General features: G+C 73.1%; 23 protein-coding genes and 1 pseudogene. 7 read left to right on the forward strand and 17 right to left on the reverse strand.

Going from position 1 to position 26,839, the window contains the following annotated elements; genetic code table 11:
• Positions 1-27: 27 nt before the first annotated feature.
• Entirely contained in the window at positions 28-798 is a 771-nt protein-coding gene (locus tag ACFYXA_RS25755; RefSeq protein WP_352244630.1) for a hypothetical protein, read from the reverse strand.
• 220 nt (positions 799-1,018) lie between these two features.
• On the opposite strand from ACFYXA_RS25755, the gene ACFYXA_RS25760 reads away from it, so the two are divergent.
• On the forward strand, positions 1,019-1,981 hold the full coding sequence (locus ACFYXA_RS25760; RefSeq protein WP_130438978.1) for a nucleoside hydrolase: 963 nt from the start codon (positions 1,019-1,021) through the stop codon (positions 1,979-1,981).
• A 170-nt stretch (positions 1,982-2,151) separates the two neighbouring features.
• On the opposite strand, the gene ACFYXA_RS25765 is transcribed toward ACFYXA_RS25760, so the two are convergent.
• Positions 2,152-3,120, reverse strand: a complete 969-nt coding sequence (locus tag ACFYXA_RS25765) for an LAETG motif-containing sortase-dependent surface protein (protein WP_352244631.1) — start codon at positions 3,118-3,120, stop codon at positions 2,152-2,154.
• Positions 3,121-3,378: 258 nt separating this feature from the next.
• Between ACFYXA_RS25765 and ACFYXA_RS25770 the strand changes: the two genes are divergently transcribed.
• Positions 3,379-5,049: a glycoside hydrolase family 13 protein gene (locus ACFYXA_RS25770; protein WP_352244632.1), complete on the forward strand. Its 1,671-nt coding sequence runs from the start codon at positions 3,379-3,381 to the stop codon at positions 5,047-5,049.
• A 13-nt stretch (positions 5,050-5,062) separates the two neighbouring features.
• On the opposite strand, the gene ACFYXA_RS25775 is transcribed toward ACFYXA_RS25770, so the two are convergent.
• The 3 genes and pseudogenes from ACFYXA_RS25775 to ACFYXA_RS25785 form a co-directional block, all read right to left on the reverse strand.
• On the reverse strand, positions 5,063-5,824 hold the full coding sequence (locus ACFYXA_RS25775; protein WP_352244633.1) for a DUF4142 domain-containing protein: 762 nt from the start codon (positions 5,822-5,824) through the stop codon (positions 5,063-5,065).
• 302 nt (positions 5,825-6,126) lie between these two features.
• Positions 6,127-6,279 (reverse strand): annotated as a pseudogene (locus ACFYXA_RS25780) (MFS transporter); the annotation flags it as partial.
• Between the two features lie 48 nt (positions 6,280-6,327).
• Positions 6,328-6,885 (reverse strand): hypothetical protein, encoded by a 558-nt coding sequence (locus ACFYXA_RS25785; protein WP_352244634.1) that lies wholly within the window; start codon positions 6,883-6,885, stop codon positions 6,328-6,330.
• Between the two features lie 212 nt (positions 6,886-7,097).
• On the opposite strand from ACFYXA_RS25785, the gene ACFYXA_RS25790 reads away from it, so the two are divergent.
• Complete coding sequence (locus ACFYXA_RS25790) at positions 7,098-7,619, forward strand: hypothetical protein (protein ID WP_352244635.1); 522 nt, start codon at positions 7,098-7,100, stop codon at positions 7,617-7,619.
• A 31-nt stretch (positions 7,620-7,650) separates the two neighbouring features.
• Here ACFYXA_RS25790 and ACFYXA_RS25795 read toward each other — a convergent pair whose 3' ends face one another.
• The 4 genes from ACFYXA_RS25795 to ACFYXA_RS25810 form a co-directional block, all read right to left on the reverse strand.
• Positions 7,651-7,839: a hypothetical protein gene (locus tag ACFYXA_RS25795; RefSeq protein ID WP_352244636.1), complete on the reverse strand. Its 189-nt coding sequence runs from the start codon at positions 7,837-7,839 to the stop codon at positions 7,651-7,653.
• A gap of 109 nt (positions 7,840-7,948) precedes the next feature.
• Positions 7,949-8,746, reverse strand: coding sequence for a M23 family metallopeptidase (locus ACFYXA_RS25800; RefSeq protein WP_352244637.1), 798 nt, complete (start codon positions 8,744-8,746; stop codon positions 7,949-7,951).
• 103 nt (positions 8,747-8,849) lie between these two features.
• Complete coding sequence (locus ACFYXA_RS25805; protein WP_389036816.1) at positions 8,850-9,839, reverse strand: glycoside hydrolase family 26 protein; 990 nt, start codon at positions 9,837-9,839, stop codon at positions 8,850-8,852.
• Between the two features lie 88 nt (positions 9,840-9,927).
• Complete coding sequence (locus ACFYXA_RS25810) at positions 9,928-10,434, reverse strand: GNAT family N-acetyltransferase (protein WP_389037173.1); 507 nt, start codon at positions 10,432-10,434, stop codon at positions 9,928-9,930.
• Positions 10,435-10,755: 321 nt separating this feature from the next.
• Here ACFYXA_RS25810 and ACFYXA_RS25815 point away from each other — a divergent pair, with 321 nt between their 5' ends.
• From ACFYXA_RS25815 to ACFYXA_RS25830, 4 genes are all read left to right on the forward strand, one after another.
• The gene (locus tag ACFYXA_RS25815; RefSeq protein ID WP_389037176.1) at positions 10,756-12,855 is read left to right on the forward strand and encodes a TerD family protein; all 2,100 of its coding nucleotides are present in this window, start codon (positions 10,756-10,758) and stop codon (positions 12,853-12,855) included.
• Between the two features lie 81 nt (positions 12,856-12,936).
• Positions 12,937-13,596 (forward strand): flavin reductase family protein, encoded by a 660-nt coding sequence (locus ACFYXA_RS25820; RefSeq protein WP_389036819.1) that lies wholly within the window; start codon positions 12,937-12,939, stop codon positions 13,594-13,596.
• Positions 13,597-13,755: 159 nt separating this feature from the next.
• Positions 13,756-15,483, forward strand: coding sequence for a lysyl oxidase family protein (locus ACFYXA_RS25825; RefSeq protein ID WP_352244641.1), 1,728 nt, complete (start codon positions 13,756-13,758; stop codon positions 15,481-15,483).
• Positions 15,484-15,740: 257 nt separating this feature from the next.
• Positions 15,741-17,138 (forward strand): LCP family protein, encoded by a 1,398-nt coding sequence (locus ACFYXA_RS25830; RefSeq protein ID WP_389036822.1) that lies wholly within the window; start codon positions 15,741-15,743, stop codon positions 17,136-17,138.
• Positions 17,139-17,438: 300 nt separating this feature from the next.
• Here ACFYXA_RS25830 and ACFYXA_RS25835 read toward each other — a convergent pair whose 3' ends face one another.
• From ACFYXA_RS25835 to ACFYXA_RS25870, 8 genes are read right to left on the reverse strand one after another with little or no spacing between them, the layout of a single operon-like run.
• A complete protein-coding gene (locus ACFYXA_RS25835; protein ID WP_389036825.1) occupies positions 17,439-18,893 on the reverse strand; it encodes an NADase-type glycan-binding domain-containing protein in 1,455 nt (484 codons plus the stop codon).
• Positions 18,890-19,456, reverse strand: coding sequence for a phage tail protein (locus ACFYXA_RS25840; RefSeq protein ID WP_352244646.1), 567 nt, complete (start codon positions 19,454-19,456; stop codon positions 18,890-18,892). Before ACFYXA_RS25840 ends, ACFYXA_RS25835 begins: the two co-directional genes overlap by 4 nt.
• Positions 19,453-21,411, reverse strand: coding sequence for a putative baseplate assembly protein (locus ACFYXA_RS25845; RefSeq protein ID WP_389036828.1), 1,959 nt, complete (start codon positions 21,409-21,411; stop codon positions 19,453-19,455). Before ACFYXA_RS25845 ends, ACFYXA_RS25840 begins: the two co-directional genes overlap by 4 nt.
• Positions 21,411-21,854, reverse strand: a complete 444-nt coding sequence (locus ACFYXA_RS25850; protein ID WP_130438943.1) for a GPW/gp25 family protein — start codon at positions 21,852-21,854, stop codon at positions 21,411-21,413. Before ACFYXA_RS25850 ends, ACFYXA_RS25845 begins: the two co-directional genes overlap by 1 nt.
• A gap of 43 nt (positions 21,855-21,897) precedes the next feature.
• Complete coding sequence (locus ACFYXA_RS25855; RefSeq protein ID WP_389036831.1) at positions 21,898-23,802, reverse strand: VgrG-related protein; 1,905 nt, start codon at positions 23,800-23,802, stop codon at positions 21,898-21,900.
• Complete coding sequence (locus ACFYXA_RS25860; RefSeq protein WP_130438939.1) at positions 23,802-24,527, reverse strand: tail protein X; 726 nt, start codon at positions 24,525-24,527, stop codon at positions 23,802-23,804. The genes ACFYXA_RS25855 and ACFYXA_RS25860 overlap by 1 nt, the downstream gene beginning before the upstream one ends.
• 17 nt (positions 24,528-24,544) lie before the next feature.
• Positions 24,545-24,970: a phage tail protein gene (locus ACFYXA_RS25865; RefSeq protein WP_130438937.1), complete on the reverse strand. Its 426-nt coding sequence runs from the start codon at positions 24,968-24,970 to the stop codon at positions 24,545-24,547.
• A gap of 48 nt (positions 24,971-25,018) precedes the next feature.
• A complete protein-coding gene (locus tag ACFYXA_RS25870; RefSeq protein ID WP_389036835.1) occupies positions 25,019-25,402 on the reverse strand; it encodes a hypothetical protein in 384 nt (127 codons plus the stop codon).
• Between the last annotated feature and the right edge of the window lie 1,437 nt (positions 25,403-26,839).

Below are 26,839 nucleotides of genomic sequence, written 5' to 3' on the forward strand. Positions count from 1 at the left end.
CGCGCCGGCCGCGGTCGGCGTCCGCCGTCACACCTGCACCCGGCCCTGCTTCCTGATCTCCGTCAGCCGCTGCACCCCGAGCTGCACCGCGGCCTGGGTGGCCTCGTTCGGTACGTCGCCCATGCTGCCGTTGGTGAGGACGAAGGTGTCCTCGCCGGCGCGGACGGCGGCGACGTCGAGGGAGAGCGTGATCGGGTCGCCGTCGGTCTCCCAGTTCGTGAGCGTCACCCGCAGCCCCTGGCGGGCGTCGCCGACCTCCGGCAGCGCCAGGTCGGTGACGACCACGTCCAGCACGGTGTCGTCCGGGGCCCGGGCGGTGAACCGGGCGCATCGGCCCGGCAGGGTCCGCATCCAGTCCAGGGCGCGGTCGGCGTCCCGGGGCCGCCGGTCGGTGAGCTGGTAGCGCAGCTGGGCCCCGGTGTCGGCGTCGTCGAGCGCGACGACCGCGCGGGCCGGCCCGCCGAGCAGCTCGTCGTCGTACAGGCCGTCCAGCAGCTTCTGGCACTCGGCGGTGGGCGTGGTCGCCTTGAGCATGCCGTCCCGCCAGGTCGCGGCGCCCCGGGTGGGGATCCAGGGGGCGCCGAGGTCGGTGTCGGTGATGAGCGCGGCCTGCGCCTGCGCGTCGGTGAGGACCGACGACGCGGCCGGCGCGGACGGCTTCGCCGACGACTGCCCCACCGTCGGCTGCGGCAGGCGCGCGGTGGGCGGATGCTCCAGCCCGAGCGTGGCGCAGGCGGCCGCGCCGAGCAGGATCCCGGCGCCGGACAGGGCACTGGCGAGGAGGGCACGGCGGTTCATCGGAGGGTTCCTCCCGCATCGGCCGAAGGGGGGCGGACACAAGGCACTGCCACCCCCACGCCACCACCTGGCCCACCCCACGACGACCGGGACGATCCGTCCGGGCTACACGACTGCTGCACCCGGGTGGCCGCACGCGTGCGGGGAGGTGCGTAAGGTCGCTGTCGGAGAGCCGTTGTCAGGAAGTTCCCAGGGAGTTCCCAGGAAGAGGGGGTCCGCCGTGACCGGTCAGCCCGTCCCGGTGATCATCGACTGCGACACCGGCGTCGACGACGCCCTCGCCCTGCTGTTCGCCGTCCGGCACCCCGGGCTCGACGTGCGGGCGGTGACCTGTGTGGCCGGGAACACCGATGTGGACGGCGTCGTCCGCAACACGCTGACCGTGCTGGAGCAGGCCGGCGCCGGTGACATCCCCGTCGCGCGCGGGGCGGAGCGGCCGCTGATCGAGCCGGTTCGCACGGCCCGGCACGTGCACGGGGCGGACGGGATGGGCGACCTCGGGCTGCCCGCGCCGACCCGGGCGCCGGTCGACGTGGACGCGGTGACGCTGCTGCGGCGCGAGATCCTCGCCTCGCCGCGCCCGGTCACGCTCGTCCCGACCGCGCCGCTCACCAACATCGCCCTGCTGCTGCGCACGCATCCCGAGGTGGTCCGCAACATCGAGCGGATCGTGTTCATGGGCGGGGCGGTGGCGACCGGGAACGCCACCCCGGTGGCGGAGTTCAACGTCTGGCACGACCCGGAGGCGGCGGCGATCCTGCTGACGGCCGGGGTGCCGATCACGATGTACGGGCTCGACGTGTTCCAGCGGGTGCTCGTCCCGGCGGCGGACGTCCAGAGGCTGCGCGCCAGTTCGGAGCCGCGGCTGCGGCTGGCCGGTGAGCTCCTCGCCCACCGGGATCCCGCTTCCTCGGGCGACCCGACGCCGACGGGCGGACTGGGCGACGCGGGCGCGGTGTGCGCGGTCGTCGACCCGGCGGGCCTGACCACCGAACTGCTGCCGGTGGAGGTGTCGTTGGCCCCGGGACCGACGCGCGGCCAGACCGTCGTCGACCGCCGCCCGGTCCCGGGCGAGTCGGAGATCCACGAGGGCGGACGCGAACAGACCCTGGTGGACGTGGCGTTGGGCGTGGACGCCGACCGGTACGTCAGCCTGTGGCTGACCACGGTGGAGAAGCCGTGACCGAGCCGGACCGGGGGTCAGGGGTCCGGTGACGACCGACGCCGGCCGGTTTCCCACGGCCCGGCCGGCGTCGAGTTCAGGTACGGACCCGGGGGCGCCCCCGCTCAGCGGGGAACGCCCTCAAGCTCCTTCAGGCCTCGTTCAGGCCCCTACGAGCGACTGGCGTCGCCTCAGCGCGTGGCCTTGCGGCGTCGCGTGGCAACGACGATCGCGGCGCCGGCCGCGAGCAGCGCCGCCGATCCGCCGACGAGAACGCCGGTGTTGCCGTTCGCGCCGGTCTCCGCCAGGTCGCCGCCTCCGCCGTTGGGCTTGGGGGCGGGAGCCGGGGTCGACTCCGAGGCGCTGGGCGCCGGGGCGGACGGGGACGGGGACTCGGTGTTCGTCGAGGGGGTGTCCGTCGGAGGCTGCGAGGTGCTCTGCGACGGCGTGCCGGCCGGCGGCTGCGAGGCCGGCGCCGACGGCGAGGAGGGGACGCCCGGCGAGCTGGCCGGCGGGCTCGACGGCGGCTGCTCGGTGGCCGTGCAGTCCTTCGTGCCGCCGTTCCAGGCGGCGATCAGCTTGTCCTTGATGACCGGCCGGTCCGGGCCCTTGGGCAGCTCCCCGTGCTCGAAGCCGTCCTTCGCGTCGAGCTCGCCGTCGAACTTCACCGCGCCCCGGTAGAGGTCGATCTGCGCGTAGCAGCCCGCGTCGGGCACCGCGATGTCGAGGGTGTCGGTCTGGCCCGCCTTGACCGTCATGGTGTCGAAGTCGACGAAGACCTGGAGACCGGAGGTGGGGAAGGTGGCGCCGTGGGCGAGGTAGGAGGCCAGGGAGGCGGTGCAGGAGGAGGCGTCTCCCGCGGTGCGGACCGTGACGTGGACCTTGCCGTCGCCGCCGGGCTTGAGGTTCTGGTCGTCGACGCGGACGGAGTCGAAGAACTGCTTGCCGTCGAGCGAGAACTGGCAGCGGTCGGTTCCCGTCTCGGTGCCCGCGCCGGTGCCCGGCTGGTACTGGCCGCCGGACTTCCAGCCGTCGCCGCCGGGAGCACCCGTGCCGGCGAAGGCGCCGGTGGCGGCGGCGACGGACGCGGCGCACAGGGCGATCGAAGCGGCGCCCGCCCCCAGCAGGCGGCCTGCGGAAACACGTCTCGCTATGGACATGCGAATCCCATCTCGGCGAGGGCCCGTCACGGCATGGCGAAGCAGCCCGGGGTGACGGGTCGGAACAGAAGGAACACCGGGCTCATTGGTCACACGCGCCACAGTGTGCGCACATCGTGGGTCGACCGGTGGACGGCTGTCAACCTGGGCCGATGGAGGGGGTGTTCAAGATTCCCTCACGAGTTCCCCAGGTTCGGAACGGTACGGTCCGGAAAGCGCGGTGTTCACCTTCCCGGCAAACTGGACAGGCTTCGGTACGTGACCGACCACGCGAACAGCGCCGTGCCCGATCTGTCCTCCCGCAACCCCGACTGGTGGCGCCAGGCCGTCGTCTACCAGGTGTATCCGCGCAGCTTCGCCGACGCCGACGGCGACGGACTCGGCGACCTGCGGGGCGTCGCCGAACGGCTGCCGCATCTCGCCGCGCTCGGCGTCGACGCGCTCTGGCTCAGCCCGTTCTACCCGTCCCCGCTGGCCGACGGCGGCTACGACGTCATCGACCACCGGGACGTCGACCCGCGGCTGGGCGGCCTGGACGACTTCGACGCGATGACCGCCGAGGCCCACCGCCTCGGCCTGAAGGTGATCGTCGACCTGGTCCCCAACCACACCTCCCACCTGCACGTCTGGTTCCAGGAGGCGCTGGCCGCCGGCCCCGGATCGCCCGCCCGCGACCGCTACGTCTTCCGTGACGGGCGCGGCCCGCACGGCGAACGCCCGCCGTCCGACTGGCAGTCCGTCTTCGGCGGCAGCGCCTGGCAGCGGGTCCCGGACGGCCAGTGGTACCTGCACCTCTTCGCCCGCGAGCAGCCCGACCTGAACTGGGACCACGAGGAGGTCCGCGAGGACTTCCGCACCACCCTGCGCTTCTGGTCCGACCGCGGCGTCGACGGCTTCCGCGTGGACGTGGCGCACGCGCTCGTCAAGGACCTGAGCGAGCCGCTGCGCGACCTCGGCCCGGACGGCGGGTCCGGCGAGGCGGCCCTCGCCGCGATGGCGCCGGGCGACCACCCCTTCTACGACCGCGACGAGGTCCACGCCGTCTACCGCGACTGGCGCCGCGTCCTCGACGCCTACTCCCCGCCCCGCACGGCGGTCGCCGAGGCCTGGGTGCCGGGCGCCCGCCGCGCCCTGTACGCCCGCCCCGACGAACTGAACCAGGCCTTCAACTTCGAGTATCTCCAGGCGGCTTGGGACGCGGACGCCCTGCGTGAGGTGATCACGTCGTCCATGGCCGGCGCACGGGCCGTCGGCGCCTCGGCGACCTGGGTGCTCTCCAACCACGACGTGATCCGCCACACCTGCCGGCTCATGCTCCCCGCGGACGCCGACGACAACGCCTGGCTGCTGTCCGGGGGACGGGCCCCGCGCGTCGACGAGGACGCCGGCCTGCGCCGCGCCCGCGCGGCCACCCTGCTGATGCTGGCGCTGCCCGGCTCGTCCTACGTCTACCAGGGCGAGGAACTCGGGTTGCCGGAGGTCGCCGACCTGCCCGTGGAGGTCCTCCAGGACCCGCTGTGGGAGCAGTCCGGGCGGGTGCGCAAGGGCCGCGACGGCTGCCGGGTGCCGCTGCCGTGGACGACGACGGGACCCTCGTACGGCTTCGGTGCGGGCGGGGCGTGGCTGCCGCAGCCGGAGTCCTTCGCCCGGTACGCGGTCGAGGCGCAGGACGGCGTGGAGGGCTCCACGCTGGAGCTCTACCGCACGGCCCTGCGCCTGCGCCGCAAACTGCTTCAGGGCGAGGAACTGACCTGGGAGCCGGGCAGCCCGCCCGGTGTGCTGGCCTTCGCCCGCACCGACGGATGGCGGTGCGTCGTCAACCTGACCCCGGAGCCCGTGCCGCTGCCGCCCGGCGAGGTGCTGCTGAGCAGCGCGCCGCTCGACGACGGCGGCGCGCTCGGCCCGGACACGACGGTCTGGCTGGCCTGAGCCCTTGGGATGGCTACTGCTGGGGCGCGGTGGGGGCGGGCGCCGGGGCCGCTCCGCCGCCGACGATTGACGCGGCGTCGATGTCCACCGGCGTGGCCGTGGCGGTGGCCGGCGGGGTGAGGACGACCATCGGCTGGCCCGCGGCCGGCGGCGGCGGCGTCATGTCCGACTTGGGCAGCTTCGGCGGCGTGGTCTGGTTGAAGAGCGTCTGGTCGAAGTCGACCATGCCGGTCTTCTCCATCACCGTGATGTGGTCCAGCACGGTGTCGTTGGCCTGGTCGGCCAGCGCCCGCACGAGCGTGTTCTTGGTGGTGGAGCGGACCTTGGCCACGGTGTTGAAGATGGAACCGTGCGTCATCCGCAGGATGTTCGCGAACTCGATGTCGAACTGCTTGCCCTGGGCTGCCTGGAGGGTGCTGACGAAGCCCATCTGCTGAGGGCTGGCCACATTGGGGATGGTGACGTTCAGCATCGGCGCGATCTTGCGGCAGGTGGTGTCCAGGGCCGCGTGACCGTCGATCAGGTGCTCGCTGGCGGTCTTCACCGCGGGGCTCTGACCCTTCTGCAGGCCGATGAAGCCCACCGGGTACTCCCACAGGCCCGCCGCCCGCACGGCCACCACGAAGTTGCGGTCGCTCTCGGTCAGAGGACCCCACTGGGTGTTGGCGATGACCCGGTCGGCGGAGGTGGACACCGTGTCCAGCCCCAGCATCGACGGGTAAGCCAGCGCGGCCAGGGTCAAGCTCAGGGCGCCGCCCACAAAGGCAGTTCCCATCACGTTCCGCGAAAAACGCACCGTTCCTCCTGCCCCGTAGGGGATACCGCCTGACTCGTGCAGACGGGGTCGACAGACAGGAGTACGCACGCGAGGGCACGAAGATTCATCCGAGCCCGCAGAAAATTTGCCCGGAGGTTCGCAGCACGGGGGACGCGGTGCCGGGCGGCGCAGGTCAGATCGGTGAACGGTCGCTGCGCCCGTCGTCGGTCGTGACGCGCCCGCCGAGGTGTCGCACGGCGGACGGGAAGCCGGGGCCGAGGGCGACCGCGCAGCCCACGACCACGCGGCGCGCCCCGGAGAAGATCGGTGAGCCGGCCGCCGAGCGCGAGCAGACGGGCGTTGCCCGCCCACCGCATGCACGAGGCCGGCAGGTGTGGCTCGTCCACGCTGTCGGGGGCCGCGGGGACGACGGCGGTGGGGCCGATGAACGTCATCGCGACCGCGAAGAGCATCGCCGCGAGTGCCGTCGTCTGCCGGGGCGCCTCGGCGGTGGGGCGCGCTCAGTAGCGGACGGCCCGGCCCAACTGGGCCTTCGCCTCGCCGGACAGGCCGTGGCTGCTGCGTGCGGTGGCGGTGCCGGTGCCTCCGGCGGGGACGTCGGGGATCGTGACGAGGACGGTGTCGAGCGTGGTGCCGTCGGTGTTGGTGAAGTTGACCTGGACGGCGAAGGACCTCTTCGCGTCGTCCGGGTTGGTGGCGGTGACCTCGGCCTTCGCGCGGCCGTCGGGGTCCGTGCTCGCCGGCCCGAGCTTCACGTCCTTCTTGGCGTCCTTGCCGCCCTTGATGCCGTCCAGCTTGTGGCCGATCTCCGCGGTGGCCGAGGCGATGGCCCCGGTCGCCTGCGCCGCGAGGGAGGACGCGGCGGCGGTCGCCCGGTTCTCCAGCGACTCGGCGGCGGAGGCGGCCTTGCTGGTCACGGTGGAGGGGTTCTCCCCGTCGGAGCAGCCGGCGAGGACGAGGGAGGCGGCGAGGGTGAACACCGCGACCAGGACGGGGAGGAGCGGGCGGGCTGGGCGGGCGCGGGTCGGCGTCGCCGTGGGGATGCGGTGGGCTGCCATGTCGCCTCCGGCGTGGGTGGGGTCCTTGGCGTCCAGTGAAGATCCGGCCCGGTGCGTCGGCGGGATGCGACATGCCGTCTCCCGCCGCCTCACCCGTTCGGAGCAGCCCCCGTGGTGGCGGCGCCGGCCGCGACGGATGGTCGTTGAGGTAAGCCCCCCGAGACAGTCCCCCGAGACAGTCCCCCCGAGACAGAGAAGAGGCGGGTACGGCCATGACCGACGCGTCGCGCTCCCAAACGCCCCAGGGCTCCCCGGTCTGGGACCCCTCCCACCAGGGCACCGGCCGCCCGTCCGGTTCCCCCGGCGGCTCCTCCCACCCCGCCGCGGAGAGCGGCTGGGCCGTCGGCGGGGCCGTGTTCGCCGGGGTGCTGATGATCGTCAACGGCATCCTCGCCGTCTTCCAGGGCATCGCCGCGATCGCCGAGGACGATGTGTACGCGCGCGTCGGCGACTACGTGTACGAGATCAGCCTCACCGGCTGGGGCTGGCTCCTGCTGATCCTCGGCGTGATCGCCGCCGCCGCCGGCTGGGGCATCCTCAAGGGCGCGGAGTGGGCCCGCTTCACCGGCATCGTGCTGGCGTCGCTGAGCCTGGTCCTGCAGTTCCTGTTCCTGCCGTACGCGCCGGTCTGGTCGATCATCCTGATCGCGATCGACGTCTTCGTGATCTGGGCGCTCGCCGTGTACCGCCCGACGCACGCCCAGCACGCGCGGACCGGTACGCCGCCGATGTGACCGACCGGCCCCGGGGCGGCGCGTGGACCGCTCAGCGCTTGGCCTTCTTGGACCGGCGCATGAGATCCACGAGTCGGTCCGGGTCCGCCGGCCCGTTCAGCTCGGCCAGCAACTCGTCGGGGCACAGCTCGTAGAAGTCGCCCCAGTGGCGGCGTCCCCGGTTGTCCCAGATGCGGTAGCCGCCGGGGACGCCCCGGGCGACGTAGCGCCGTCTGCTCACACCTCGGCCCTCCCCACCCCCGCGCACCAGTGTGCCGGGAGACGGCGCACGGCCGCACGCGGATTACGCGGGGGCCTGAGGGCGGTCAGCGCGGGGGCCGCAGGGTTGCTCAGTCCGTCACCTTCACGGCCTTGCGCCGCAGCCAGGGCAGGGGCGACACCGACGAGCCCATGTACGGCGTGACGCGGACCTCGAAGTGGAGATGGGGGCCGGTGACGTTGCCGGTCGCCCCGGACAGGCCCAGGCGCTGGCCCGCCACGACGCGCCGGCCGGGGCGGACGTCGATGCGGGACAGATGGGCGTACTGCGTGAAGTAGCCGTCGGGGTGACGGACGATGACCTGCCGGCCGAAGCCGTCGCCACAGGTCGTGACGCGTACGGTGCCGGGTCCGACGGCGAGCACGGGGCTGCCGGTGGGCACGGCGAAATCCTGCCCGGTGTGCCGGTGGGCCCAGTGCGCGCCGCGGTCGGCGTAGCCGGCGGAGAGCCAGTAGTCGCGGGTCGGCGCGGTCCAGGCGAGGGGGCGCCGGGGCGGGCGGCTGCGGTCGCGGTCACGGGCGGAGCAGCCGCCGGCGTGTCCGCCGGGGTCGACGGCGACCGGGTCGCCGGACGCCTTCGCCGCCGTCCACAACCGGCCCCACAGCTCGGCGCGGAGCGTCTTGCGGCGGCGTTCGGCGGCCTTGATCCGTGCGGGGGCGGCGTCGGCGGCGCGCAGCCGGTCGGCGTGCCGGCGGGCCTCCTCATGGGCCTGCACGGAACGGGCGGTCGCCTTGCGGAACGTGTCGTCGCCCCCGGCGCCGGCGGGCGCCACGGCCGGCACGACCAGGAGTACGGCCGCCAGAACGGCGCCCCCGCTCACGGTGCCGAGGCGCGTCAGCGGCGGGTACGCGGGGAGTTCTCGTCGCATCTTGAGATCATCTGACCGCGCCCTCCCCGTTCCCCCGGCGACGCACCGCCCGCTCCCCCGAACGGCCCCCGGAGCGCCCGCTCGCGGACAGCGCGAGGCACCCTCAGTCCCCGAGCTCCCCCGTCACCTCCCGGTACACCTGCGACGAACGCGGGTTGGCGCGGCAGCGCCAGACCCCGTGGGGGCAGTAGTCGCTGATGGTCTGGTACAGGGGTCGGTGGCGGGCGAACCAGTCGAGCATGCCGTGCATGTAGGCGGGGTTGTCGCCGTTGCGCCACAGACCCCACTCGGGGTACGAGATCGGCTTGCGGTGCTCCGCGGCGAACCGCACGTGCGCGGCCAGGCCGTACGGCTCGCTGATCTGGTCCTCGAAGGGCATGCCCCGGGGCTGGTCGTAGGCGTCCATGCCGATGACGTCGACATACCCGTCGCCGGGGTAGCACTCGGTCCACGGGACGGCGTCGAGCCCCCGGTTGGGCGTGAAGTCGAACCGGAACCGCTGCCCCGGCACCGAGCGCATCGCGGTCACGATCCGCGCCCAGTACCGCTTCCAGGCCGCCGGGTCGGGGCCGCAGCGGTGGGCGTAGGTGATGCCGTTCATCTCCCAGCCGACGACCAGCACGGTGTCGGGCACCCCGAGCGCGACCAGCCGCCGGGCGAGCGCGCGGAAGTGGGCGTCGTACTCGCCCCGGGCGCCCCGGCCCAGCTCCGCCCGCACGGTGGCGTCGTCGACGCCGCCCTCGGTGCGTTCGAGCATCGGCACGTTGAGCACGAACATCCGGTCGGCGCGGGCCTTGCGCCACTGCGCCCAGTGCGTCAGATACCCGGGAGCCCCCTCGATGTTGCTCCACCGGTCCCCGGGCAGGTACGCCCGCCCGACCCGGGGCGTGGCCGCGCCCACCCAGCCGTCGAGCCCGGCGATCCGCCGCACGCCCTCCGAGTCGTACCCGACGTAGGCCCCGAAGGCGGGCGCGTCGCCGGGCGGACGGGCGTCGAGGTCGTCCCCGAGGGGGGCGCAGGCAGCCCCGAAGACGAGGACGAGGACGGCGACGACGGCGAGGAGCGCGCGAAGGGGGTGGGGCACCGGGCTCATGATGCCGAGGAAAGTGCACCCGTACGGGTGAATCACCGGGATTGCCCGGATCGCAGGCGCCGCGTCGGACGCCAGTTCGAGCGTCTGTTCACGCGGACGTGTGTTCACCTGGGCGTTCATCACATCGGACGTCTGTTCGCCCGCACACGCGTACGCTCATCGGCTCCCGCACCAGGAACACGTCCACCGCGTCCTCGCTCTCGAACACGAACCCGTGCCGCTCGTACAGCCGCCGGGCCGGACTGCCCTGGAGGACGTTCAGACGGACGCGGACGCCGGCGAGGTCGGCGGCGGTGAGGATCCGGGCGAGGACGGCGGAGCCGATGCCGCGCCCCTGGGCGGCCGGCGCCAGATAGAAGTGCTCCAGCCAGTGCCCGTCGGCCGCGGGACGCAGGGCGACGCTGCCGGCGAGCACTCCCGCGACCTCGATGACGTAGGTGTGCGCGGGGTCGAACCCGTCGCGCAGCCGCTGCCGCACGCGCTGCCCGTCATAGCGCCCGAGCCGCTCGAGGTCGGCGCGAAGCACGACGGCCCGTATCTCCGCCACGGCGTCGACATCGGCGAACACAGCCGCTCGCAACGCCCAGCCCGCCACACCCCCGACGGCGACCCACGCCGATCCGGCGACTGCCTCAAGACGTACGTGCCCGTGAATCTCGTTCCCCACAGGAGGAGTTCACCCCATGCGCAGACAACTGGCCAGGCTTCACCGTGCCGGCGGTGGGCGGCGCCGGCGGCGACTGGGGTCAGCGCGTCCGCCAGGTGAACGCCGGCTCGTCCTCCACACCCGCCGCCCGCACGGCTTTTCCCGCAGACCACTCTGAAGTCGGCTCTTCCTCGTATTACAGTCTCTGCCTTACGTGGCGTGTGTCGCGCGTCACATCGCTGGGGGTCGTGAGGGGGGCTTGTGCACGAAATGGTCAAAGGCGCCAACGTCGGACTGGCGGCGCTGAGTGAGAACGTCGACGCGGTGATCGTGAGCCTGGGGTGGGCCAGTCCGACGGGTGAGGGGGACGCGGACGTCTCCGTCCTCCTCCTCGACGGCGACGGAAAGGTCCGCAGCGACGCCGATTTCTACTTCTACAACCATCCGGTCGCCCCGGACGGAAGCGTGCAGCTTCTGGGCAAGGCGCCGGCGGGGGAGGGCAGCGAGGACCGGATCGGGTTCGACCTCACCGCGATCCCGGCCGAGGTGGAGCGCATCGTCGTGGCCGCCAGCCGGTACGGGGGCGCGCGTTTCGGGGAGTTGGAGGATCTGCGGGTCACGCTGGCCGACGGCTCCGGGGAGGACCTGCTGCGGTTCGCGATCGACGACGCCGGGTCGGTGAGCGCTTTCATCTTCGGGGAGCTGTACCGGCGCGGCGACGAGTGGAAGTTCCGGGCGGTCGGGCAGGGATACGACACAGGCCTGGCCGGTCTGGCGAAAGACTTCGGCGTCGACATCGAGGACGACGCCGCCGACGGGAACACGGCCGAGGACGACATCGTCGACGAGGCCCTTGACGATGCGGTCGCCGTCGAGAAAGCGCCGGCCGTCGAGGCGGACGGCCGCCCGGGGGCCGAAGCGGCCTCCACTTCGGTCGTCGCCCCCGAAGCCGTGCCGCAAGCTGTCGCCCTTCCGGCCGTTCCCGCCCCGCGCGGACCCGGCGACGACGCGCAGCGCACGAGGGCCGCGTCCCGCCCCCGGACGGCGAAGAAGAAGGTCACCCTGCCGAGGGCGGCGAAGAAGTCCCTGGCCGACAACGACTCCTGGACGCAGGCCCGGCTCTTCCCGGTCTCCGCGCTGAAGAGCGACCGTGAGCGCGAGACCCGGGCCACCTCGGTGCTGTTGGCCGTGATGGCGCAGGTGCCGGAGTTCGGCCGCAGGCTGACCGCCGGCTTCGGCGCCCCGGCGGGCCGCATGGAGACGTTCACCGAGGTGTCGTTGCCGCACGGCGACACCCCTCGCCGCCCGGACGGCGTGATCCGCGTCGACCGCGCCGGCAAACTGTGGACCGCGCTCGTGGAGACCAAGACCAACGGCAACGTGCTCAAGTCCGAGCAGGTGCAGGCGTACATGGACATCGCCGCACGGCGCGGCTACGAGGCAGTGATCACGCTCTCCAACGACGTGGCGCTCGAAGGCAGCCCCCTGGTGGACGTGAAGATCGACGGACGTCGCAAGCACAAGGTGGCGCTGCGGCACCTGTCCTGGGCCGAGGTGGCCCATCAGGCGCAGATGCTGATCCGGCACGAGGGCGTCGGCAACAGCGCCCACGCCTGGCTGCTCCAGGAACTCCTGCTCTACCTCCAGCACGACAACTCGGGGTGCCACGGCTTCCAGAACATGGGCGCGGCCTGGGTCCCCGTACGCAAGGGCATCGACGACGAGACCCTCTGCCAGGGCGACCCGCGCGCCCTGGAAGTCGTGGAGAGCTGGGAGCGGTTCATCCGTCAGGTCTCCCTGGGGCTGGGCGGCGACCTCGGTCAGAAGGTGCTGCCGGTGCAACGGGCCCGGCGCGGAGCCGATCCGGCGCAACGACGGGCACGTATGGCCGACGAACTGTGCGCCGAGGGAAAGCTTCAGGCGGAGCTGCGCATCGACGGGGCGCCCGGTGTCCTCACGGTCGGCGCCGACCTGCGGACCGCAAGGCTGCGCACGTCCGTGGAGATACCGGCACCCGGTCAGGGATACCCGCTGACCTGGGCCAAGCGGCTCGTCCGGCGGCTCGCGGAGGCCCCTGCGGACCTGCACGTCGAGACCCTCGTCGAAGGGGAGACGGGCGCCGGGCCGCGCGGCACGCTGGAGCGGCTTCGGCCGGAGCCGGCGGACATGCTGCCGAAGAACGGCGCGCGGATCACCGGTTTCCGGCTCACCCTCGTCAAGGGCATGGGCAGCGGCCGGGGCAGCGCGGAGTCCGGCTTCATCCGCAGCGTCGACGACGCCGTGCGGCGCTTCCACGGGACGGTCATGGTCCACTTGGAACGCCCCGCCCCGCCCAAGGTTGCGTGCGTGGAAGAGGCCGCGTCCGGCTGAGGGACGAGGGGGGCCGCTTCGTCCCGGTGGCGCGGTCACAGTTCGGGCGGGGCCGAAGTGTCGGGTGATTAGCGTTTCGGCATGACTTCTTCGGTTGGGCCGGGCGTGGTGGGTGGGCGGCATGTGGCCATCGCCCCGGCGATTCTGTACTTCGGTACTCCCGTCGCGCTGCTGGCGACCGTGAACGAGGACGGGTCGCCCAATCTCGCGCCCGTCTCGTCGGTGTGGGCGTTGGGGTGGAGTGTGGTGCTCGGGGTCGGGCGGGGGAGCCGTACCGTCGAGAATCTGGCCGCCAGGCCGGAGGTGGTGATCAATCTGCCGGGGCCCGAACTGTGGCGGCAGGTCGAGGCGTTGGCTCCGCTCACCGGGGCGGAGCCGGTGCCCGAGGAGAAGCGGGGGGTCTACCGGCACGAGCCGGACAAGTTCGCCGCCGCCGGGCTCACCCCGCAGCCCGCCGAGGTCGTGCGGCCGCCCCGGGTCGCCGAGTGTCCCCTCCAACTGGAGGCGCGGGTGACGAAGTTGACGCCGGGCGGCGGTGGGGAATTCCGGATCGTGGAGTGCGAGGTGGTGCGGGTGCACGCCCGCGACGATCTCGTGGTGCCGGGGACCCAGCACGTGGATTCCTCGGCGTGGAGCCCGCTGATCTACAACTTCCGTCACTATCACGGGCTTTCGCCGGAAGTGGGCTTCGGGTTCCGGTCGTCGACTCCGACGCGGGAGAGGGCGGCGTCCGGCGGGTGAATCTCGCGGTGGCAGGCAACCGGTGGAACCGGTTTTCCTCTCTCACAGGTTGCTCGCGGAGTCGGCCGGGGTGCTTGGGGAGCGTCCGTCGTACAGGTCGGGTCCGAGGGCTGGCCAGTCCGATGCCATCGACCATGGCACTCGCAGACGAGGAACCCGATGACCAGTCAGAAACACCGCAGAGAGCTGCAGAGAACGGCGTTCGCCGCCGGGGCCGTGCTCGCCGTCGTCGCCGTCGCCGGGGCCGCGCCCGGCGCCGGTGCGGCGCCGAAGGCCACGCCCGGCACGCCGCAGCTCAAGCTGATCGCCGCGTCGAAGTCCGTCACCCTCGAACGGTGGGAGTGGGACGGCCAGTCCGGCGTCAACCTGGACCTGGGCACCTATGTGTCCGTCGACAACGCGCCGCTCGAGTTCAAGGTGACCCGCAAGTCCTACAAGGACCCCGTCGTCGCCCAGCAGATCCTGCGCGACGGGAAGAAGGTGAAGACGAAGACGCTGCCCGCCGGGCTCGTCCGCGACTTCCAGGGGCTGCCCGGCTTCCTGGAGGTGTCCATCAAGAACGCCGCAGGCGCCCAGGTACTCACCGCCAAGGGGGACTTCTGCCCCAACAACGCCTCCGGGCGGATCCGGCCCGACGCGCCGGCCACCTCGCACTATCCGCAGAGCTGCCCCGCGAACCCCTTCACCCTGGGCTCCGTGTGGGGCGTGGAGAAGGGCTGGGCGGCCAACACCAGCGCCGGTGACCGCGACAAGCCGACCGACCTGGCGGTGGGCGAGTACACGGCCAAGGTGTCGGTGGCGAAGAAGTACCGCGACTACTTCGGCATGGCCGACGCGCCGCAGACCGTGAAGCTCACGGTCCGCGAGTCCCCGGACGACGGCGAGGGCGGCGTGGGGCTGCGGTCCAACCTCGCCCACGGCTCGCACGGCGCGAAGGCGGCCCACGGGGCGCACGGCGCCCACGCGGGGCACGGTGCGCAGGGCGCCGAAGAGGCCCCCGGCGGCGGTCACCACTACGGTCCGCGCGGCGCGGACGAGCCCACCGCGCCCGCCCTCCCGCACGCGCTGGAGGCCCGGGGCCTCGCCCACCACCTGGGCGACGGCAAGGGCCACACCGACGGCTCCCGCATCGCGCCCGCGCTGAAGGCCAACGCCCAGCGGCCCACCGGCCGCGCGACCGTCCCCGCGAACGTGCCCAAGCCCGACCTGCGCTCCCTGCCGGCCTGGGGCTTCGAGATCACCGACGGCGAGGACGGCGACGTACCCGGCAAGGACTACCTCGCCTTCAGCGCCAACGTCTGGAACGCGGGCCCCGCCCCCCTCGTCGTGGACGGCTTCCGCAGCCCCGGCAAGGACCTGATGGACGCCTACCAGTACTTCTACGACGCGAGCGGCAAGCAGGTCGGCTACACCCCCACCGGCACCATGGAGTGGGACCCGCGGGTCGGCCACGAGCACTGGCACTTCACCGACTTCGCCAGCTACCGCCTGCTCAGCGCCGACAAGACCAAGCAGGTGCGCAGCGGCAAGGAGGCGTTCTGCCTGGCCAACACCGACGCCGTCGACTACACGGTGAAGAACGCCAACTGGCACCCGTACAACACCGACCTGTCCACCGCGTGCGGCGAGCAGAACTCGATCTCCGTGCGCGAGGTCCTCGACGTCGGCTCCGGCGACACCTACACGCAGTACCGGCCGGGCCAGTCCTTCGACATCACCGGACTGCCCAACGGCACGTACTACGTGGAGGTCCTCGCCAACCCGGCCAAGCGCCTGAAGGAGACCGACCTCAGCAACAACACCTCCCTGCGCAAGGTCGTCCTCGGCGGCAAGCCGGGCGCCCGCACGGTGTCGGTCCCGCCGTACGACCTCGTCAACGCGCCCTGACCACGCGCCGGTGACGGCCTGACCCGCACCGGCCGGTTCTCACCACCGGTCCGGTGCGGGTCACGGTCAGTCATTTGACTTACGTAAAAGGTCACTTGGGGCAACCCTGCCGCACTCTGGCGAGTCTGGTGAGACGTCTGTGCTTTCGGGACGTATTCCTGCCTGCGGGTGGAGTTCCGTCGAACGGCGGTGACCAGCGCCGAGGATCCGAGCACGGTGTACGGGGTGACACAACGGCCGAGCGGAGGGCAGCGCCGATGAGCGGGACACGAGGGCGTCGGCGTACGGCCGGCCGGGCCGACGGCCGGGGGCAGACCAGGCTGACCCGGCGGGGACGCGTGCTGGCGTGGACCGGCGGCGTGCTCACGGTGGTGCTCCTCGGGGTCGGCGGCGCCGGCGCCTGGATCTACCAGGACCTCAACGGCAACATCCACTCCGCCGACATCGACGACAAGCTGGGCGGTGAGCGCCCGGCCAACCTCAGCCCGGGCTCGAAGAACATCCTGGTCGTCGGCTCCGACACCCGTGAGGGCGCCAACTCCAAGTACGGCGGGCCCGATCTGACCACCATGCAGTCGGACACCCTGATGGTGCTGCACATCCCCGCGAACCGGGAGTGGGCCACGGTGCTGTCCTTCCCCCGTGACTCCTGGGTGCAGATACCGTCCTGCGACCGGGGGAACGGCAGCATGTCCAAGCCGCACAAGGCCAAGATCAACGAGGCGTTCGCGATCGGCGGCAGCAGCGGCGAGGTGGGCGGGGCCGCCGCGTGCAGCATCAAGACCGTCGAGGCGCACACCGGCCTGCGCATCGACAACTTCATGTCCATCGACTTCTCCGGCTTCAAGGGCATGGTCGACGCGCTCGACGGCATCGAGGTCTGCCCGAAGCAGAACATCGTCTCCGACAAGGCGAGACTGAAGCTGAAGGCCGGCTGCCAGACCGTCGACGGCGAGACCGCCCTCGGCTACGTCCGGGTCCGCTACGGCGTCGGCGACGGCTCCGACATCGGGCGCATCGGACGCCAGCAGGAGTTCATGAACGCGTTGGTGAAGAAGGCGAAGGACAAGCTCACCAGCCCCGATTCGCTGTACGGCTTCCTCCAGGCCGGCACCAAGTCGCTCACCACGGACCCGGAGATGGACGGCATCAAGCCGATCTACGCCCTGGCCAACGAACTCAAGGGCATCCCCACCGAGCGGCTCTCCTTCCTCACCGTGCCCAACTACCCGCGTGAGGCGGACTTCCCGAGGGACATCGCCAACGTCGTCTGGCAGTACCCGCAGGCCACCGACGTGTTCACCGCGCTGGCCAACGACAAGGAGATGCCCAAGGCGCGGTTGCAGGCCTCCGTCAAGAACCTGATCTACGCCTCGCAGGTGCGGGTCCAGGTGCTCAACGGCACCGGGGTGTCCGGCCGGGCCGGGCAGGTCGCGGAGAAGCTGCGCGCGGCCGGCTACAGCGTCGTCGGCACCGGCAACGCGGGCAGGACCGTCGCGAAGTCGGCGCTCACCTTCCCGGCGGGCATGGAGAAGCAGGCCGCTGTCCTCGCCTCGCGCTTGCCCGGGACGCCGTCGACGGTGTCCGCGGACGCGGCGGCGGGCGTGGTCACGCTCGTCGTCGGGCCGGACCTGAAGCTGGAGAAGCTCGAATGACGGTGGTTCGACAAGCGGCGGAGATCGTGTACTATTGATCTTGAGCCGGTCGGAACGACAGCGAAGAACCGGTTCTGCGTTGGTGGTCCAAGGAAAGACGCCCCACTTCCTGTGGGGAGATGCAGGTGCAAGGCCTGCCCGGCGCTCTCACTGCGAGGCCCGTCCCGTGTCACACGGGGCGGGCCTCGTGTCGTTGCACGGTCCGGCGGCCACGCGGTCCCGGCGGCTCCGGTGTCGCCACCGGCGAGGGCGGCCCCCCGGCCCGGGAGACCGCCCTCGGCCCTGCGAACTTCCTGTGGATCAGCCGGCGTTCGCCGTCGACGGGCCGAAGAACTCGACCTCCGCGATGGCCACCTGCTTGCTCGCGGACGCCGCGTACGCCGACTCGATCGTCAGGCGCACCTTGGTGACCTCGCCGACGCGGAACGCGCGCCGCTGGCCGCCCGCGCCCTGGTCCAGCACGAGGTCCCGGGTCGTCGTCGTGCCGTCCTTCTTCGTGATCGTCGCCTTCACCCGGTGGGGCAGCGCCGACTCCTGGAGCTGGTCGCCGCGCGTCGAGACGCCCGGGGTGATGATCAGGTCAAGCAGACGGGTCGGTTCGGCGAAGCGGGCCTCGATCCACTCGCCCTGGCCCGACTGGGAGACGCCGGGGCCCCACCAGCTGTTGTTGAGCCGGTCGAAGGCCAGCTCGGGCTTGTGACCCGGGTAGGAGCGGGAGGCGGTGATCTGGTCCGGAGCGACGGGGGCGCGCTTGGCGAAGTGGTCGCGGGTCGCGTCGATCCAGCCCGGTGTGCTGAACCCGACCCACACCAGCAGGCTGAGCACGGCGGCGGCGACCACCCAGGTCACGACCCGGTCGAAGGTGCGCCGCAGCCGGGGGCGGTCGCCCGCCCAGGGTGTCCGGCCGTTGCGGAAGCCGGGCAGCCGGCGCCACCACGGGCGTCGCGCCGGCGCGTCGTCCACCAGGGTCATCGGCATCGCACAGCGCACGCAGTAGTGCCGGTCGGGGTTGTTGGGGGTGGCGCACCAGGGGCAGGGCACGCCGTTCACCTCGCCCTGCTGCGGTCCCGGGGCCCGCACCTGGGGCCGGTCCACGACCGGCCGTCCCGGCAGCACCGGCGCGACGGCGGGCTGCGGCACGGGCTGGGGCTCCGGTTCGGCGACGGGGACGAGGAGCGAGCGGGCGCGGGCGGTCATGGTGTCGTCGGGTGCGGGCGCGGGGGAGGGTATCGCGGGGGCGGGCGTGGGGGCTGCGGCCGGTGCGGGTGCGGCTGCCGGTGCCGCCGTGGGCTGCGGGGTCGCCGGGGCCGGCTGTGCCGTGGGAGGTGCGGAGGGCGTCTCCTCCGAGGTGGGCTGCTCCGGCGGGAGGGCGGGGAGCGGGGTCTCCGCCGTGTCCTCGTCGTCCGAGGAGTCGTGGGCGTCCGCCGCGTCCGAGGGCTCCGCCGGGGCGGGCGCGGTCGGGGCGCCGGCTTCCGCGACGGCCGGAGCGGCAACGCCTGCGGGTGCTCCCGCCGCCGTACCGGACGCCGTGCTCGCCGCCGTCGCGGCGGGCGTCCCGGCGGACGTCGGCACCGCGGCCGCCGCCGCGCTCGGGGTGTCCCCCTCGGCGCCCGCGCTCGCGCCCGCCGGTGTCGCGGCCGGGGTCCTGCCGGCCGGGGAGCGGTCCGTCCAGCTCAGTACGGCTCCGCAGGCGTCGCAGAAGGACTGGCCCGGCTCCGCCCGGGTGCCGCACTCGGCGCAGTTGTGGGTGGTCATCTCTCCGGGGTCCTTTCGGCGGCGGTCGCGGCGGTCACCTCGACCGTGTACGGCATGTGGGCGGGGCGGGCGGCGGCCACGAGGGCGTCCAGCCGGTGTTCGTCGGCCGGGCCCGGGTCGGGCAGGCGGAGCGAGACGTGCAGGTGGGGGCGGGGCTCGCCGGGGACCGGGCCGAGCGGGCGGGCGCTCCACGCGGCGGCCCCGCTCTCGGAGATCTCCGGTTCGACGCCGAACGCGAGCCGCACCGCCTCCGAGAGACCGCGCCGGGTGCCGCGCACCCGGTGCAGATACGCGGCGGCGGCGACGGCGGCCCGCAGCCTGGGTTCCGGTTCGCTGCCGTCGGTCTCCGCGCCGACCCAGCCGGCCAGCCAGCGGGTGAAGTCGGCCGGGGCGAGCGCCGGGTCGAAGTAGGCGGGCAGACAGTCCAGGACGTTGAGGATCGGCGCCATCACCTCGTCGAGCCCGCCGACGAACCGCTGTGCGAGGTCGTCGTCGGCGAACACGGCGGGCAGCATGGCGCCGATCGGCGCGGACGAGCCGAGGCCGTCGACGGAGCCCCTCACGCGCCGTCCCCGATCACGCGGACGCGGTGGTCGTAGGAGAAGACCAGGGAGGGCGCGGACAGGTCGATGCGGTCGGTGGCCTCGCCGCGTTTGCCGGTGAGGGGGTCGGCCGGGTGCAGGGTGACCTGGTCGACGAGTTCGACGCCGGGGACGCGCTGGAGGACGGCGAAGACCTCGCCGGACTGCACGGGCCGGCCGAAGGGCCAGCCCCGGCCGTCCGCGCCGCCGGTCAGCGGGTCGAGATGGCGGTAGAGGGCGTCGTGGGCCTGCCGGCGGACCCGGTCGGTGTCCACGCCGCGGAAGGCGTGCACGGTGGCGACCACGGTGACACCCTGGTAGAACGGCGGACCGACCGCCAACCGGGTCCCGATCAGGCGGCGTTCGTCCAGGTGGCGGGTGATCCGGTCCAACAGCGCGTCACTGGGCACGAGTTGCTCGAAGCGCAGCCGCCCGCCGGGATCGGGGACGGCCTGCGGCACCACCAACACCCGTACCGCGTAGGCACCGTGCTCGTCGGGCTTGCCTTCGAGGCAGGTGATGCGGGCGGTCTCGGGGGCGGCGCGGCGGGCCAGCTCCTCGTAGTCGCGCAGGGTGACGGCCCGTTCCTGGGCGCGCAGGGTGATGGGCGCGCGGACCTTCGCCTCCGTCACCGTCTCCCCGTCGACCCCGCCGCGCGCGGCCTCGCGGTTGACGACCTCGGAGACGTACGGCACCGAGGTGCGCAGCACCTGGACCGCGCCGCGGGCCACGTTGCCGGCGCGGCCGCCGCCGGTGCGGTAGCGGCGGGCGCGGATCACGGCGCCCTTGGGGGCGACGGCGCCGTACTGGCGCAGGGTTCCGTCGGCCTCGCGGACGGAGGGGCCGAAGGCGATCTCGCCGGTCGCGGCGTCCAGGGTGATGTGCCGGTCGTCGGGGCGGGAGGCGGCGAAGTGCGGGACGACCGACCAGTCGGTCCAGCCGTCGTGTTCGGCGGTCTGGAGCAGCAGCGGCGGGTCGTCGCCGACGACGGGCGCGTGTTCGAGGCGCAGCCGCTGCCCGGGCAGGCCGGTGGACTCGCCGAGGGCCTCGTCGTACACGGTCTCGGCGTGGACGGCGGGCGCTGTCCCGCCGACGGTGAAGGCCTCGGCGGAGCGCACGGTGGGAGAGGTGGTGTAGAAGGGCTGGCCGGCCAGCGGTTCGGTGACGCGGCAGCGCAGCCAGCCGGCCTCCTGGCCGCCGGAGCGGGACAGGACGTGCCCGCCGGGGACGTGCAGGACGACCTCGCCGGGGCGGTTGAGGCCGCCGGTGCCGTCGCGGTCGACCTCGCAGGCCTGCCAGCCGTCCTCGGTCCACGCCTCCCAGACCAGCGGGGGCTGGCGCGGGTCGACGCCGACGCCGTCCACGCGGCTGTCGAGTTCGAGGGCGACGGCGCAGTGCGGGACGGCCGCGGTCAGCCCGAACAGCATGCAGTCGCCGGGCCGGGGGGCCTCGGCGAAGCACATCACGTCCTTCCCCTCGGCGAGGTCGGCGGTCCGGTCCGACACCGGCTCGCCCTGCCGCTGCACGACGAGGTGCCGCAACGAGGACGGCACGACGGCCAGTTCGCGTTCGGTGGCGAAGACGACGGCCTCCTCGCTCTCGGTGCGCACGGTCGCCGTCTCCGTGCCGACCGGCAGCAGCACCGTCTCCTCCTGGGGCGCGGACAGCCAGAAGGTGACGTCGGTGCGGGCCGCCGAGGGCGGGAACAGGTGGATGCCGACCAGGTCGAGGAAGGCGAGGTGGTTCTTCTCCGGGACCCGGTTGAGCCGGTACACGATCTGGTCGGCCATGTGGGCGACCGTCTCGACGAGGGTCACGCCCGGGTCGGAGACGTTGTGGTCGGTCCACTCCGGCGCGCGCTGCTGGATGTAGCGCTTGGCGTCGTCGACGAACTGCTGGAAGCGGCGGTCGTCCAGGTTGGGGGAGGGCAGGGCCATCAGCGGTCGCTTTCGGAAGCCGTACCGGAGGAGCTCGGGGAGTCCGGCTCGTCGTGGGACGGGATGACGTAGAAGGGGAAGACGAGGCTGCGCGGGTTGTTCGTGCCGCGGATCGAGTAGCGGACGTCGATGAACAGCACGCCCTGCTCGGCGCCGGCGGTGACCTCGACGTCGTGGACCTCGATGCGGGGCTCCCAGCGGTCCAGGCTGGCGTACACCTCGTGCTGGATGCGGCCGGCGGTCGCCTCGTTGACGGGGGCGAACACCAGGTCGTGGATGGCGCAGCCGAACTCCGGGCGCATGGGCCGTTCGCCCGGCGCGGTCGCGAGGACCAGCCGGATCGCCTCCTCGATCTCCCGCTCCCCGCTGACGAGGGCGATGCCTCCGGTGGGGCCGATGCGGAGCGGGAACGCCCAGCCGGATCCGACGAATTGCTCGGCCATCAGTGGGCCACCTGCCTTTTCCTTCTCCTCGGGCGCTGCTTCGTCACGGCAGCGGGTACGGCTTGCTGTTGACCAGCACGGCGCCCTGGAGCATGAGGGTGACGGCCCGGATGCCCACGTTCGCGACGGAGTTGACCTGGAGGGTGCCGCCCGAGCTGATCAGGGTGGCGCCCACGGCCTTGAGGTTGAGGGCGCCCATCGCGTCCACCGCGACCGCGCCGCCGAGCGACTTGAGGTTGACCAGGCCGCGGCCCTGCATGGTGAGGGTGCCGCCGCTCTTGACGGTCAGGTTGCGGCGCGCGCTGAGGGTGAGGTCCGTGCCCGCCTCGATCGTCACCGACTTGCCGCCGGTGATGCTGACGGCGCCCTTGCTGTCCACGGTGATCTCGGTTCTCGTCCGGTCCAGGTTGATGACGAGTTTGTCGTCGCCGCTGGTCAGCCGTACGCCCTGCTTGCCGCCGGTGCGCTGGCTGAGCAGGTCGACCCGGTTGCCGTCCCGGTCGGAGAGGGTGTGCCGGGCGGCGCGGTTGCGGGCCCCGTCGTGCAGCGGCACGTCGCGGACGGGCGTCGGCTTGTCGCGGCCGTTGTAGAGGCCGCCGATGACGTACGGGTGGTCCAGCGCGCCCCGGTCGAAGGCGACGAGCACCTCGTCGTCGACGTCCAGCGGGAAGATCGAGCCGCCGCCCTTGCCGCCCCACTGCGCGACCCGCGTCCAGTCGCTGACGTAGGCGTCGTCCAGCCAGGGGAAGCGGAGCTTGACCCGGCCCTGCTTCAGCGGGTCCTGGACATCGGTGACCAAGGCGTTGGCGATGCCGGGCAGTTGGAGGCCGTTGGCCGCGCCGCCGCCGCCCGAGGACAGCCCGTACAGCGAGCGCCACTGCCGGCCGCTGACGGTGACCCAGGCCTCGTAGTGCTTGCCGTCGCCGAAGACGTGCCGCACGGAGGTCGCCGTGTACTTGCCCTCGAACGGGTACCCGACGTCGGCGAGTGTGACGGGCAGCCCGGGTCGCAGCTTGGGGGTGCCGCGCGCGATGACCTCCAGTTCGGCGAACGAGCCGGTGACCTCGTCGGCGAGGGCCTCCGCCGCGAACTTCACCTCCGACTGCCGGTCGTACGGCGTCTGCGCGTCGACCAGTTTGGCCGGCTTGAACTTCACGGCGGCCTCGGCGGGCGTCGTGCCGATGCTGATGCCCGGGTTGGAGGTGGCATGCACGGTCGCGGTGAGCGTCTTCTTCGTCGTCACGTCCCAGCCGCGCGCCTCGACGGTGCCGACCTGTTCGGCGGCGGTGACGGCGGCGCGCAGCCGGAGGATGTCGGTGCCCGCCTCCATCACGAAGGGGCTCTTCTCACCGGGGGTGGACACGGGCGGCGCCCCGGAGGCGGGGTCGGGCCGGACGAACTGGAACTTGCCCTTGGCGTCGACGGACATGACCATCTCGTTCTCGTCGGCGAGACGGGAGAGGAAGTCCCAGTCGGTGACGTTGGCCTGGCTGATGAACTCGTACACCGTCTTCGTCGACTGGATCCGCCCGACCGGGACGCCGTCCAGCGCCGCGAGTCTGCGGGCGATGTCGGAGGCGCTCTGGTTGCGGTAGGCGGCGATCCGGCGCTGGCGCATCAGCCGGTGGCCGTGGTCGTAGCCGCGGACGACGGTGAAGGAGCCGGTGCCGTCGTAGTCGGCCTCCAGCCCGGACACCTCGCCGGTCAGCAGCGGGTCGGAGGCGCCCTGGCCGTCGGCGACGGGGGCGATGACGACCGGCGTCCCGAACCGCACGCCGAGCTTGCGCAGGACCTGCCGGTGGGGGTCGCGGAACGTCAGCCGGAAGGCGGCCGGCACACCGAGGCCCTGGTCGACCCAGCCCTCGACGAGGAGCGGCGCGAAGTCGGCGGGCAGGGGGCGGCCGCCCAGGGTGACCTGGACGACGCTGGAGTAGGCGGACTGCACCATCAGTGACGCACCTCCTCCGCCGCGGGCAGCACCAGTTCGACGCCGTTGGGCAGCCGGGCGGGGTCGTCGATGTCGTTGGCCTCCGCGATGGCCCGCCAGGCCGCCGTGTCGCCGTACTCCCGCCAGGCCAGCGACTGGAGCGAGTCACCGGCGACGACGCGGTGCACGCGGCGCGCGGTGAGGGCGCCCGAGGTCGGGTTCTGGCCCTTGGTCTTGCTGGGGATCTCGTGCAGCCGCACCTGGCAGGTGGCGCGGATGGGCACGCCGGTGGTGCCGAAGAGGGAGTAGCCGACGTCGACGCTGCTGACGTAGGCGGTGAAGCGGGCCGTGGAGAAGGAACCCCACTGGAAGACCACCCAGGGCGGCGAGGGCTGCTTGGCGGCGATGCTCTTCGCGGTGACCTCGCAGCATTCGAGCAGCGACTCGACCTTCTTCAGCACGGTGTTGCCGCCCGGCTGGTCGGAGGAGTCCAGGAAGATCTCCAGCGTCATCTCGCGCGGCTCGGGGCCCATGAACTCCGGTACGGAGCCGTCGCGGACGGCGGCCGTCGGCGTCACCTTCCACTGGGCGCGGCGGCCGAGCTGCAGCTGCGCCGGGTTGAAGTCGAACGCGAACGACTTGATCATGCCGCCGGGTGTGGTGCTGGACCCCACGGGGGGTTCGTGGATCGCGAGCGTGGCGCGCACCAGGCTCTTGCCGGCGCCGCCCTTGCTTCCCTTGGCCATGTGGTGCGTCCCTCCGCCTAGTCCGTGAACCCGTGGTGGGTGATCTCCAGGACCTCCGTGGCGACGCCCGGGCTGTCGGGGTCCAGGGACGGCCCCTGCCATCTGACGGGCAGCACGTCGATCAGCCCCCAGCGGGCCACCTCCGAGCCGTCGGCGCGCAGCGCGGCGATCTGGGCGGTGGGGCGGGTCACCCCGGTGGTGACCGACGAGATCCACTTGGCGACCTTGGTGGTGTCCGGGGTGAGGGGGCGGGTCAGCCGGATCGTGGAGAACGTGACCCGGGAGGGGAGCTGCCAGACGAAGCCGTTGTTCCCGCCTTCCTGCCGGTGCTCGATCTCCACCTGGGAGGACAGGCCCTCGCACCCGTTGAAGTATCCGAGGCTCTCGCCGTCGATGGTCAGGGTGAAGAAGATGGTGGAGCCCGGGTCGAGATCGCGGGACATCGGGGGTGGGCCTTTCTGGGGTGCGGTGGGCTTCGGGTGCGGCGGGCCTCAGGTGCGGGGGTCGCGGAGACGGCCGATGCGCTCGCGGTCCAGGCGGAGTTCGGTGCGCAGGAGACGGGTGATGCGGCCGGTCAGCCGGTGGGTGAGTTCGTCGAGCTGGAAGTCGGTGAGGGCGCGGGGGTCGAAGGGGGCGGGGGTGGGGTCGGGGGGTGTCGTCGTGGGGGCGGAGGTGGTGGGGGCCGGCTTTGTGGAGCTTTTGGCTCGCGGGGCAGGGGCAGGGGCAGGGGCAGGGGCTTGGGCCGGTGCCGCGGTGTGGTTGGGGGTGGGGAGCGGTGGGGTGATGGCCGCGGGGGTGGGGTTGTGGGGGGCCGGGACGCGTTGGACGGCCGCGAGGGCCGGCGGGACGGGGGTGGGGGGCTCAGCCGGTTGCATCGGTTGCATCGGTTGCGCCGGTTGCGTCGGCGGTGCGGGTTGCTGGGGCGCTTGGGTGGTGGTGCGGGGCTGGACGACGGGGAGGGCGGCGGTGTGGGGGGCGGTCCGGCGCAGGGGTACGGCGACGGGGGCGGGGCGGCGCTGGACGGGGGTGGGCGGTGTCGGGCGGACGGTGGGGGGCTGCGGGGTGAAAGCGGGCGCGGGAGAGGGGAGTTGGGGGGTGCTGGTGCGCTGTACGGCGCGTGCGGGGGACGTCGACGTGGGCTGCGGGGGCGTCGGCGTCGGCTGCGGGGGCGTCGTGCGCTGTACGGCGGGGGCGGTGCGCTGTATGGCGGGGGCGGTGCGCTGTAGGGCGGGCGCGGTGTGGTGTACGGCGGGTGCTGCGACCGGCGTTGCGTCCGCCGGGCGGGCGGGGAGCGGGGCGCCGAGGGCCGGTCGGGCTCGTCCGCTTGCGGGAGTGGGGCGCTCGGTCTGCGGGGCCGCCGCGGTCCGGGCCGAGGGGACGGCAGGGGCCGGCTGCACGGGGAGCGACGGCTGCGGGCTCACGGGAGCGGACGGGTGCGAGGGCGACGCGGGGGCGGCCGGGGCCTGGCCGCTGACGGGAACGGCCGCGCTGCCGCGCGCGGGGGCGCCCAGGCCGGGTCGACGGGTGACGCTCCGCTGGACGTCCGAAGTCGTCTGAACAGCAGGTGAGTTGGTGGCTCGGGGAGCCGGTGCCACGGCGGAGCCGGGAGCGGGGCCGACGCGCCGGCCGTTCGCTGCGCGGGCCGAGGGAGCAGAGGCCGGGGGCGTGTTCGCCGTAGCGCCCGGGTCGGTCGACGGCATGGGCGTGCGGGCCGCCGGGGGAGTCGAGGTGCGCTCGCCGAAGGTACGGGGCGCGGCCTGGTTCGTCGGTGCCGATGCGGCAGACGGGGCGTGGGCCACCGGGTTCGCTGTGCGTTCGCTCGCGGGACCCGGGGCCCGCTGGATGGCAGGGCTCTGTGCGGACGGGCGGTGCCCAGGCGGGACCGACGTGTGTTCACTTGCGGGAGCGGGAGCGGGAGCGGGAGCGGGAGCGGGCGCAGAAGCGGTCGTCGGTCCCGGGACGCGCTGGACGGCGGGGCTCGGCGTGGTCCGATCCGCTGGTGCGGGCGGGCGGGGCCCTGACGAGTGCGTTGCGGGCCTGCTCGAAGGGGCCGGCGTGTGTTCGCTGGCGGGAGTGGGCGCAGATCCGGTCGTCGGTGCCGGAGCGCGCTGGACGGCGGGGCTCGTGGTGGTCCGAACTGCCGGCGCGGACGGACGGGGGGCCGCCGGGCCCTCGGCAGGCCCGACCGTCGGGTTGGAGGTGTCGCGGGTCGCGGGGTCCGCTGTGCGACCGCTCGCGGAAGTGGACTCCCCCGGCGGTGCGGGGGTGGGCCTGACGGCGGGGCGTTGCGCTCTCTGAACCGTGGGCGCGGT

Origin of the sequence: Streptomyces sp. NPDC002566, assembly GCF_042889585.1 — a bacterium.
Taxonomy (GTDB): domain Bacteria; phylum Actinomycetota; class Actinomycetes; order Streptomycetales; family Streptomycetaceae; genus Streptomyces.

Coding starts and splice junctions, on each gene's coding strand:
- ACFYXA_RS25755 (WP_352244630.1), bottom strand. CDS start 798: ATGAACCGCCGTGCCCTCCTCGCCAGTGCCCTGTCCGGCGCCGGGATC.
- ACFYXA_RS25765 (WP_352244631.1), bottom strand. CDS start 3,120: ATGTCCATAGCGAGACGTGTTTCCGCAGGCCGCCTGCTGGGGGCGGGC.
- ACFYXA_RS25775 (WP_352244633.1), bottom strand. CDS start 5,824: ATGGGAACTGCCTTTGTGGGCGGCGCCCTGAGCTTGACCCTGGCCGCG.
- ACFYXA_RS25785 (WP_352244634.1), bottom strand. CDS start 6,885: ATGGCAGCCCACCGCATCCCCACGGCGACGCCGACCCGCGCCCGCCCA.
- ACFYXA_RS25790 (WP_352244635.1), top strand. CDS start 7,098: ATGACCGACGCGTCGCGCTCCCAAACGCCCCAGGGCTCCCCGGTCTGG.
- ACFYXA_RS25800 (WP_352244637.1), bottom strand. CDS start 8,746: ATGCGACGAGAACTCCCCGCGTACCCGCCGCTGACGCGCCTCGGCACC.
- ACFYXA_RS25805 (WP_389036816.1), bottom strand. CDS start 9,839: ATGAGCCCGGTGCCCCACCCCCTTCGCGCGCTCCTCGCCGTCGTCGCC.
- ACFYXA_RS25815 (WP_389037176.1), top strand. CDS start 10,756: ATGGTCAAAGGCGCCAACGTCGGACTGGCGGCGCTGAGTGAGAACGTC.
- ACFYXA_RS25820 (WP_389036819.1), top strand. CDS start 12,937: ATGACTTCTTCGGTTGGGCCGGGCGTGGTGGGTGGGCGGCATGTGGCC.
- ACFYXA_RS25825 (WP_352244641.1), top strand. CDS start 13,756: ATGACCAGTCAGAAACACCGCAGAGAGCTGCAGAGAACGGCGTTCGCC.
- ACFYXA_RS25830 (WP_389036822.1), top strand. CDS start 15,741: ATGAGCGGGACACGAGGGCGTCGGCGTACGGCCGGCCGGGCCGACGGC.
- ACFYXA_RS25835 (WP_389036825.1), bottom strand. CDS start 18,893: ATGACCACCCACAACTGCGCCGAGTGCGGCACCCGGGCGGAGCCGGGC.
- ACFYXA_RS25845 (WP_389036828.1), bottom strand. CDS start 21,411: ATGGCCCTGCCCTCCCCCAACCTGGACGACCGCCGCTTCCAGCAGTTC.
- ACFYXA_RS25850 (WP_130438943.1), bottom strand. CDS start 21,854: ATGGCCGAGCAATTCGTCGGATCCGGCTGGGCGTTCCCGCTCCGCATC.
- ACFYXA_RS25855 (WP_389036831.1), bottom strand. CDS start 23,802: ATGGTGCAGTCCGCCTACTCCAGCGTCGTCCAGGTCACCCTGGGCGGC.
- ACFYXA_RS25860 (WP_130438939.1), bottom strand. CDS start 24,527: ATGGCCAAGGGAAGCAAGGGCGGCGCCGGCAAGAGCCTGGTGCGCGCC.
- ACFYXA_RS25865 (WP_130438937.1), bottom strand. CDS start 24,970: ATGTCCCGCGATCTCGACCCGGGCTCCACCATCTTCTTCACCCTGACC.
- ACFYXA_RS25870 (WP_389036835.1), bottom strand. CDS start 25,402: ATGCAACCGGCTGAGCCCCCCACCCCCGTCCCGCCGGCCCTCGCGGCC.